Annotated in this window: 5 protein-coding genes and 1 pseudogene; all 6 read right to left on the bottom strand. The window is 65.1% G+C overall.

From position 1 onward, the window contains the following. A pseudogene (locus tag Q0L57_RS31490) lies at positions 1–1,013 on the bottom strand (hypothetical protein); the annotation flags it as partial. Next, positions 1,010–2,098 (bottom strand): glycine betaine/L-proline ABC transporter ATP-binding protein, encoded by a 1,089-nt coding sequence (locus Q0L57_RS31495; RefSeq protein WP_296746998.1) that lies wholly within the window; start codon positions 2,096–2,098, stop codon positions 1,010–1,012. The gene Q0L57_RS31495 and the pseudogene Q0L57_RS31490, both read right to left, overlap by 4 nt. A 76-nt stretch (positions 2,099–2,174) precedes the next feature. Continuing rightward, positions 2,175–3,137, bottom strand: coding sequence for a glycine betaine ABC transporter substrate-binding protein (locus tag Q0L57_RS31500; RefSeq protein WP_296746999.1), 963 nt, complete (start codon positions 3,135–3,137; stop codon positions 2,175–2,177). A 139-nt stretch (positions 3,138–3,276) separates the two neighbouring features. Then, a complete protein-coding gene (locus tag Q0L57_RS31505) occupies positions 3,277–4,836 on the bottom strand; it encodes a trimethylamine methyltransferase family protein (protein WP_296747000.1) in 1,560 nt (519 codons plus the stop codon). Positions 4,837–4,853: 17 nt separating this feature from the next. Then, the gene (locus tag Q0L57_RS31510) at positions 4,854–7,313 is read right to left on the bottom strand and encodes an FAD-dependent oxidoreductase (protein ID WP_296747001.1); all 2,460 of its coding nucleotides are present in this window, start codon (positions 7,311–7,313) and stop codon (positions 4,854–4,856) included. Further along, the coding region (locus tag Q0L57_RS31515) for an FAD-dependent oxidoreductase (protein ID WP_296747002.1) at positions 7,310–9,714 on the bottom strand (2,405 nt) is incomplete at its 5' end. The genes Q0L57_RS31510 and Q0L57_RS31515, both read right to left, overlap by 4 nt.

A 9,714-nucleotide genomic window follows, 5' to 3' on the forward strand; every position in this document is an offset into this window, starting at 1 on the left:
AGGATCGCCGCCGTGCCGAGCAGCGCGATCGTGTCGAGGCTCTTTTCCCAGAAGCCGAGCAGCGAAAGATAGGCGAGCGCCGCGCCGGTGAAGATGGCGACGCGGGGGCCGGCGAGCTGCCAGGCAAGCAGGAGGATCAGCGCCATCGTCACCGGCCATGGCGTGCCGGTGAGAGCATAGGCCAAGGCATCGAGGAAGCCGGACAGGCCGCGCGTGATGAGGCTGAAGAACGTATCTCCCGACTGCGCGATCTGGTGCATGACGGCGTCAAGCCCGGACGACAACGCCGCTTGCCAATCCCTGTTCGATGGCGCGACCGCCAGCCAGGCCGGGGGAGCGGCGGCGGCAAAGCGATAGACCGTGAGCGCAAATATCGCGACGCAGAAAAGCGTCGCGCATGAGGCAAGCACGTAGTTGCGGCCGCTGTGAATGGTCCGGTCCGAGCGCCATCGGGTGAAACGACGTTCAAGCATGCCGTTGGCAAGCAACCCGCTGAGCGCGGCGCTGAGCAGCAGAGTGGCCAGGCCCGTGCCAATGAAACGCGAACCTTGAGCGCGTGCCGCCGTCGCGGTGGCGACCGCCTGGGTCGCGGCGCGTTCAAGAGCCTTTGCCGATTTGTCCAGGCCATCGGCGTTGGCGGCGCCCTGATCCTTCGCGGCCTGCGCCTGCTTGGCCCGGTCCTGGGCTTGTTGGGTCAGGCGCTCGGCGCGACCCTGCTCCGCGGCTCCAACATTGCCGGAGGCGCCGACGCTGATCTGGGCGACGGCCGCCATGTGGAGCAGGAGCGTTATCCAGAACAGGAGCAGGAGGTTTCGCGAGGCTGCCCACACCGGTCCCAGAAGTGCAGCGGCCAGGTTGAACGACCAGGCTCTGCCGGTTGCGTTTCTGATCCTTGCAAAGGCGCGGACGTAGTAATCGGAGCTCTGGACCGCGAATTCGCGGGCGAGCGCGTCCTCAGATCGGGCCTGTCCCTGGATCGGCCTATCAGAACTCGGAGGCACGTGCGTGTTCACGCCGTATCCCCCTTCCTCAGACCATCGAGGATCGACTGCCGGTCGACGATGCCGACAATGTCGCCGCTCCCGTCTTCGACGGCCAGCGGATCGGGCGACGCGGCGGCGATGTCGACGAGGGTTGACAGAAGATCCTGCTCGGCGACGCGGCGCAATTTGCGCTCTTCCGGACCGGGCGACGCGACAGGCCGCATGATGCGCCGCGCGGTGATGACGTTCAGACGCGAAATGTCGGCAATGAACCTGGCGACGTATTCATGCTTCGGCGACGTGACCATCTCTTCAGGCGTATCGGTCTGAATGATCGCGCCGTCCTTCATGATGGCGATCCGATCGCCGATGCGCATCGCTTCGTCGAGGTCGTGCGTGATGAAGATCACCGTCTTGCCCATCGACTTGGAAAGCGCCACGAACTCATCTTGGAGCTGCCGCCTGATCAGCGGATCGAGCGCGCTGAACGGCTCGTCCATCAGAAGGATCGCGGGATCGGCTGCGAGCGCGCGCGCCAGTCCGACGCGCTGCTGCATGCCGCCCGAAAGTTCCTGGCAATAGCGGTCACCCCAGCCCGCGAGATTGACCTTCGCCAGCGCCGCCTCGGCGACGTCGAAGCGGCGCTGCTTGGTCGCGCCCTGGATCTCCAGCGGCAGGGCGACGTTGTCGCGCACCGTGCGATGCGGCAGCAGCCCGAAGCTCTGGAACACCATGCCGATCTTGTGCGAACGCAGCGCGCGAAGTTCGGCCGGCGTCTTGGCCAGGATGTTCTCGCCATCGATGAAGATTTCGCCCGCCGACGGTTCAAGCAGGCGATTGATATGGCGGATCAGCGTCGATTTTCCGCTGCCCGAAAGACCCATCACGCAAAATATCTCGCCGCGGGCAACCGAAATGTCGATGCCTGCGACACCGACCACACAGCCGAAGCGCGCGGCGACCTGCTGCTTGTCGAGCCCTTCGTTGCGGATCGCCACGATCGCCTCGCGCTCACGCGCGCCAAAAACCTTCCACACCGCCTTCATGACGATGGCATGGTCCGAACCTTCCGCCGCAGCAGGCGAAAAGGAGGCCGGAGGATGCGCTTGCATCATCGCCCGCGATCCCTATGCGCAACGGCTTCGTGCTTTCGCCGCGAAGCCGTTGCGATCGGAATTTTTGCCCCGTCGTTCAGTGGCCGAACCACTTCGAAACCGTTTCGGGATTCGCCTTGATCCAATCCTTCGCCACCTGGTCGGCTGGCTTCTTGTCCACGATGATGGAGTATGCCCATTTGCTCACATCGTCAGGATTGAACTGCATGCGTTCGAGAGCGGCGACAAGGTCCGGCTGGCGATCGGCCAAGGACGACGCGTAGGCGATATGAACGGTCGTCTTGGCGTATGCCGATGCAATCTTGGACTTTTCGAACCATTGCGGATCTTCATTTGCCTGGACGACGACGAACTTGGCCGGATCATAAGCCGGCTCTGCGAGGAATTTCAGCTTGTAGCGGGCGAAATTCTGATGTGGCCCATAGCAATACCCGACCCATGGCTTGTCCTGCTTGGCCGCGGTGTCGAGCGCGGCGTTCGAGATCGCCTCGTCGGTCGTCTCCAGGTTGAAGAAATCAGCAAAGCCGTAGTCCCTGGCGCGGACCTTCTCGATATTGGTGGACTGCCAGCCAGGCGCCCCGATCCACATGTTGCCCTTGCCGTCGCCGTCGCGGTCGAAGAGCTTGGCATTGTCGGGATTGGCCAGGTCCGAAACATTCTTGATGCCGTATTTGTCGTAGGTGACCTCCGTCACGCAATAGCCCTGTTGGGCTTCGTAGCTGTTCTCCGCCAGCTTAACCGACTTCTTGTCCTTGACGTATTTGTCGACGAGGCCCTGCTGGTTGGGAAGCCAGGTGTCCGGCCATATGTCGACCTCACCCTTGTTGCGGTCCATTGCCTCCCAGATCACCGGCACAGCCGTGGTGGTGACCGTCGATATCTGCAAACCGAGTTCCTGCTCCGCCGCGGCCTTGATGACATTCATCACCGCCGTCGCGGTCGCGTAGTTCGGATCGGGCATGGTGACGTCGGCCGATAAGGCCGATGTCATTGAGCCGGCGAGCGCTATGGCCGATAGTGCGGGAAGATAAGGTTTCATGACGGGTTCCCCAATCTGGTGTCTTTGTTGATCTTGGCGTCAGGTTAGCGAAACGGGCAGGCAATCCATCCCCTATTCTTCTGCATTAGCAAAAACGATGACACGCATAAGGCCTTGACGCGCAAAGTGCTTTTAACGCTCAGAAATAATCCTGGTCGGGCATGCTCTCCTTGCGCCTGGCGATGAACGCCCGCAGTTCCTCATCTGTCGCGGGGTCGAGGCCGGGGTCCGCGTAGTCGCTGAGCAGCTTCTTCCACTGGCGATTGGCGCGCTGGGCGGCGTCCAGTCCGCCCTCCGAATTCCACTGCTCGAAGGAATTGTTGTCGCTGATCGTCGAGCGGTAGAAGGCCGACAGGAAGTTCGACTGCGTATGGGCGCTGCCGAGGAAGTGCGACCCAGGCCCCACTTCCTGGATGGCATCCATCGCCTGCGCGTTCTCCGACAGGTCGATGCCCTCGAACAGGCTCATCACCTTGCCGCAAAGGTCGGCGTCGATGATGGTCTTCTCGAAGCCGGTCACGAGCCCGCCCTCCAGCCACCCGGTCGCGTGGTTGATAACGTTGGCGCCGGCAAGGAGCGACATCAGCAGGCCCCACGTTCCCTCCTGCTCGGCCTGCGCGTCGGGCAGCTTGGATGCGGAAAGCGTGCCGACAGTGTGGAACGGAACGCCGACCCTTCGCGCCAGCTGACCCGCCGCCAGAACCATCTTTGCCGCTTCCGGCGTGCCGAAGGTCGGCGCGCCGCTTTGCATGGAGATGGTGCTGGCGAAGCTCCCCATCAGGCAGGGCGCTCCGGGATTGATGAGCTGGACGAGCGAGAGGCACGCAAGCGACTCGGCAAGCACCTGCGCCAGCGTGCCGGCGACGGTGCAGGGGCTCATCGCGCCGGCGAGCGTCCATGGCGTGCAGGCAACCGGCTGGTTGTTGCGCGCGTAGACCTTGAGCGACCCCGACATATTGGCGTCGAGCACCAGCGGCGCGTTGGTGTTGCTGACGTTGTAGAGCACGGCATTCTCTGCAACGAACGCCTCGCCGAAGACGATCTTGGCGATGTCGACCGCATCCTGCGCCCGCATGGAGCCGATGAATGCGCCCATGAAAGGTCGGTCCGAATAGCGCACATGCGTGTAGAGCATGTCGAGATGGCGCTTGTTCGCCGGGAGGTCAACCGGTTCGCAGACCACGCCGCCGGAATGATGCAGGTACGGGATCATCTGGTGGATCCGCACCAGGTCACGGAAATCGTTCAGCGTCGCATAACGACGGCCGCGGTCGAGATCATGCACGAAGGGTGGGCCCCAGGACGGGCAAAGCACCGTGTTGTCGCCGCCGATCACCACGGTGTTCGCCGGGTTGCGGGCATGTTGCTTGAATTGCCGCGGCGCCGTCGCCTGGACCAGCTTGCGGCACATGCCGGGCTCGAAGCGGACACGCGTCCCCCTCACATCGGCACCGGCGTCGCGGAAGAGATCGAGGATTTCCGGATCGTCATGGAATTCCATGCCGATCTCCTTGAGCAGGCGGTCGGCATTGGCTTCGATCAGGCTCAACCCCTCCTCGTCGAGGATGTTGAACGTGCCGATCCTGCGGCTGATATAGGGACGCCTCGGTCCTTGCGCGCCGCGTTGCACGAGGCGCGCGGCGCGGCCACGGGAGCGCGCCGGGGATGCGGCTTCGCCGGGTGTGACGACATCTTCCATGGTGTGCCTCCAGACGTTCAGACGGATGCAGCGGGCTGCAGATGGTCCAACCCACGCAAACGCAGATTTCGCGGGTCGTAAGGAGCTTCCCGCAATTCGCGCGCCGCGAGCTCATTACCCAGGATCGAGACGCCGAATTCGCGTTCGGGCACCCCCGGCCTGAGATAGGCAAGCGCCAGCACTTTGTTGGTGCGGAAGCCGTAGCCGCCGCTGGTGATGACGCCGACCGGCCGGCCATCTTGCAGGACGGCGTGGCTGTAGAACGGGAGCCGTTCGCCATCATCCTCGATGTCCAACAGCGCCATCCGCCAGGGGTTCGCCTTCTGGCGCTCCAGCATGGCCTCGCGGCCGATGAAGGAACGTCCGTCCGCCTTGACCAGGGCGCCCAGCCCCGCCTCGAGCGGCGTGCGTTCGGTCGTCAGGTCCGCGCCCCAGCCGCGGTAGCCCTTCTCGAGCCTCATGAAGTTCAAGGCATAGACACCGAAGGGACGCAGGCCGTGCTTGGCGCCCGCCTTGAAGATCGTTTCGTAGAGCCGCCGGAACTGCGCGAGCTGGACATGCAGTTCCCACCCCGGTTCGCCGGCGTAGGACACCCGAAGCGCCGTCACCTTGATGCCGGCGATCCTGATCGTCTGCGCGGACAGCCACGGGAAGGCCTTGCTGGAGAAATCGACCTCGCTGACCGCTTGCAGGATCTCGGCCGCGTTCGGTCCCATGACGCCAAGGACACCTCGCCTCTCAGTGATGTTCTCGATGACGACACCGGGAAAGGAGGCCGACCGGGCGCGAAGCAGGTCTTCGTCATGCCGTTCGGCCAGCGCCGCGCCGGTCAGGTAGAAACGATGCTGCTCGAGCCGCGTGACCGTGAATTCGGAGGCGACGCCGCCTCTCTCGGTCAGAACGTGGATGAGACCGATGCGGCCGAGGCGCGATGGCGGCGTGTTGGCGCCCAGGAAAGCCATGAAGGCTTCGGCGTCCGGCCCACTCACCTCGAACTTCGAGAATGCCGAAAGGTCGATGATGCCGGCGCTGTCGCGCACGGCGAGGCATTCGGCCCCTACGGCGCCCAGCCAGCCAGGCCGTTTGAACGTCAGTGGCGGGTCGCGATCGATGTTCCCTGTCGCGAACCAGTTGGGCCGCTCCCAGCCATAAGCAGCGCCCAGCACCGCACCTTGCGACAACTGGATGTCGAGCGCCGGCGTGGTGCGGCGCGGACGCCCCGCCTCGCGTTCCTCGTAAGGGTAGTGGACGCCGAATTGCAGGCCGAAGCACTCCACCGCCTTGTCGACGCGGTAATCCCGGTCGGCATAGTTGCCGAACCGCCGGGGATCGATGGCCAGCGCGTCGCGCGGCGGCTCGCCGTCGACGATCCAGTCGGCGAGGAAGGCGCCGGCTCCGCCGCCTTCCATCACGCCCATGCTCGATCCTGTCAGAAGCCAGCCGTTCGGGAGGCCGAAAGCAGGTCCCACCAGCGGGTTGGCATCCGGCGTGAAGGTGATCGGACCGTTGACCACGGTCTTGATGCCGGCATTGGCGAGCGCCGGCACGCGTTCCATCGCCAACGCGATGATATGCTCGACGCGGTCGAGGTCGGGGGGCAGCAGCTCCATGCCGAACTCGGGCGGCACGCCGTCGATCGCCCATGGATGAGCCGCCTTCTCGTAGGGCCCGACGATATAGCCGTCCCGCTCCTGCCGCAGATACCAGCTCTCCTCCGGATCGCGGATGATCGGCAGTTCCTTATCGCCGGCCGCGATGCGCGCGGCAATTTCAGGCACGGTATCGGTGACGACATATTGATGCAGCATCGGCACGACGGGCAGGTCGATGCCCATCATCGTGCCGACCTCGCGGCACCAGGTGCCGGCCGCGTTCACCACGTGCTCCGCCCTGATGTCGCCCTGCGCGGTGCGGACCAGCCATTCGCTCGACGCGGTGCGCTCGATCGACAGCACCGGATTGTGCCGGACGATCTCGGCGCCGCGTGAACGCGCGCCCGCAGCCATCGCGTTGGTGGCCAATGTCGGATCGACATGGCCGTCATGCGGCTCGTGGAAGGCGCCCAGGATGCCGTCGGTTTCGCAGAGCGGATATATTTTCTTCAGCTCGGCCGGCGTCAGGATGTTGAAGTCGTAGCCGACGAAGCGGCCAAGGCCCTGCACATGACGGAATTCGGCCATCCGCTCCGGCGAGCGTGTCATGCGCAGCGCGCCGCTTGCATGGAAGCCGGTCGGCAGGCCGGTTTCGGCCGTCAGCACCTCGCGGTAGAGCCGCACGGAATGGGCGCGCATCTCCATGATCGTGGCGTTGTGGGCAAAGTGCGTGCAGAGCCCGGCGGCATGCCAGGTCGAGCCGGCGGTAAGCTCCTGCCGCTCGACGAGCACCACGTCGCTCCAGCCGCGCTTGGCGAGATGATAGAGAAGGGAAACCCCCATGGCGCCGCCGCCGATCACGACGACGCGGGCATGCTGTCTCATAATGTCTCCTGTTGGCCGCGCATTCTGCCGCCGGTTGGGTCGTAGGGTGGCCTGTCGAGAAGCCTGAGGCCGAAGCGCTGTCCGGCGATCGCGATCTCATAGCTCGACGCGGCGATCTGCTGCTTCGTTTCGCCCGGGTCGCAGGCGATATAACCGAGGCAGAGGCTCAAGCCAGTGCGAAAACCGAAGCCGCCCGAAGTGGTCAGCCCGGCGAACTTGCCGTCCCGATAGATGGGCTCGTCATGCAGCAGAAGCGGATTGGCGCCGTCGACCGCGAAATGCAGCAGGCGGCGCCCAAAACCCTTCGCCTTGCCGGCTTCGAGCGCCTCACGACCTATGAACCCGCCTTTCGTCCATGAGACGGTAAAGCCCAGACCCGCCTCGATCGGCGTTTCCTTCGGCCCGATATCGTGGCCCCAATGCCGGTAGCCTTTTTCCAGCCGGCAACCATCCAGCGCATAGTGGCCGCAAAAGACCGCGTCATGCGCCTTGCCGGCTTCCCGGATCGTCGACAGCAGGCTTTCGGCGCATTCGGCGGGGACGTAGACCTCATAGCCGAGTTCGCCGACGAAGCTGACCCGCGTCGCCCGCACATTGACCATGCCGATGTCGATGCGCCGTGACGCCGAGAAGGGAAAGGCCGCCTCCGACAAGTCCGCGTCGGTGAGTTGCTGCAGCAATTCTCGGGAGCGCGGCCCCATGACGCCGAGCACGGCTTCGGCCGAGGTGGCGTCGAACACCGAGGCATCGAGCCCGAGATCGCTGGCGTGCCTCGCGACCCAGGCGAAATCCTTCTGCCGGGTGGCCGCGCCGGAAACGATGCGGAAGGCGGTCTCGCCGCAGCGCGTGACCGTGACGTCGGCCTCGATCCCGCCATGGCGGTTGAGCATTTGCGTGTAGACCGCCCTGCCCTCCGCGACGTCGACATTGTTGGCGGCGAGCTGTTGCAGCAGCTTCGTCGCATCGCGGCCGGTGATGTCGAGCTTCGTGAACGGGGAGAGCTCGAACAGCCCGACGCCGCTCGCCATGGCGACCGCCTCGCGTTCAGCCGCCGGCCACCAGTGCTGCCTGCCGAAGGTGTAGCGCGGTTCGCCCTCCGCCTTATCTCTAGCGTACCATAGCGGCCGTTCCCAGCCGGTCGGCGCGCCGAATACCGCCCCGGCCTCGTCCAGCATGCCGTGCCACGCCGAACGGCGCAGGCCGCGACCGGCCCTGGACTGCTTGTAGGGCCAATGCATGCGGAAGAGGTCGGCGACCGATTCCTCCATGCGCGCCTGCACGAAGGCGCGCGACGCGGCGCCGCGGTCGAAACGCGCGATATCGAGTGGCCACAGATCGAGACCGGGCTCCCCGTCGACGATCCATTCGGCCATCGCCTTGCCGGCGCCGGCCGACGACATCATGCCCGTCGAGTTGAACCCGGCGGCGACGAAGAAACCGCGCAGATAGGGCGATTCGCCCATCAGCGGCTGGGTGTCCGGCGTAAAGCTCTCCGGCCCGTTCATGAAGTGGCGGATGCCGGTTTCGGCAAGCGCCGGAAAGAGCCGCAGGCCCGCCGACATGAAGGGTTCGAACTGGTCCCAGTCTTCCGGCAGCTCGAGAAAGGGCCTGTCGCCGACCGGCCCGGTGACATCGAGGACCTTGGCATTGGGCTCGAAGCCACCGAGCACCAGCTTGCCGGAATCGCCCTTGACGTAGATGCCCTCGTCCAGGTCGCGCACGATCGGGAAAGGATTGGGCAGCCCGGCGACCGGTTCGGTCACCACATACATGTGCTCAGCCGCCTGGAGCGGCACCGGCACGCCGGCCATGGCGCCGATTTGCCTTGCCCAGGCGCCGGCGCAGTTCACCGCGATCTCGCAGCGGATCGTCCTGCCCGAGGCGAGCTTGACGCCGGCGACGCGGCCGTTCTCGATGACGAAGCCGCTGCAGGCCGTTCCTTCGAGGATCCGGATGCCGGCGGAGCGTGCGCGCCTGGCATAGGCCGCGCAGATGTCGACGGGATTGGCCTGTCCGTCTTCCTCGACCCAAAGCGCGCCCGCGAGTCCGTCCAGCGCAATCCCTGGAACCCGTTCGCCGACGATATCCGCTCCAACCATCTCCACCCGGAGGCCGCAGACGTCGCCCATATGCGCGATGCGCCTGAGTTCGCTCATCCGCTCTTCCCGGCGCGCCAGCCAGACCCCGCCGGTTTGCCGATAGCCGGAGGTCTGGCCGGTCAACGCCTCGAGCTTCGGGAACAGTTCGGTCGCGTATTGCGCCAGGCGCGTCAGGTTGAGCGTCGCCCTGAGCGGCCCCACAATCCCGGCCGCGTGCCACGAGGTGCCGCTGGTCAACTGGTTGCGTTCGATGAGCACGACATCGGTGACGCCAAGCTCGGCAAGGTGATAGGCGACACTCA

The organism is Mesorhizobium sp. (genome assembly GCF_024509055.1).
Classification (GTDB): Bacteria; Pseudomonadota; Alphaproteobacteria; order Rhizobiales; family Rhizobiaceae; genus Mesorhizobium.

Excerpts from the sequence above, each read along its gene's own strand:
- Q0L57_RS31495 (WP_296746998.1), bottom strand. The coding sequence starts at position 2,098 with ATGATGCAAGCGCATCCTCCGGCCTCCTTTTCGCCTGCTGCGGCGGAA.
- Q0L57_RS31500 (WP_296746999.1), bottom strand. The coding sequence starts at position 3,137 with ATGAAACCTTATCTTCCCGCACTATCGGCCATAGCGCTCGCCGGCTCA.
- Q0L57_RS31505 (WP_296747000.1), bottom strand. The coding sequence starts at position 4,836 with ATGGAAGATGTCGTCACACCCGGCGAAGCCGCATCCCCGGCGCGCTCC.
- Q0L57_RS31510 (WP_296747001.1), bottom strand. The coding sequence starts at position 7,313 with ATGAGACAGCATGCCCGCGTCGTCGTGATCGGCGGCGGCGCCATGGGG.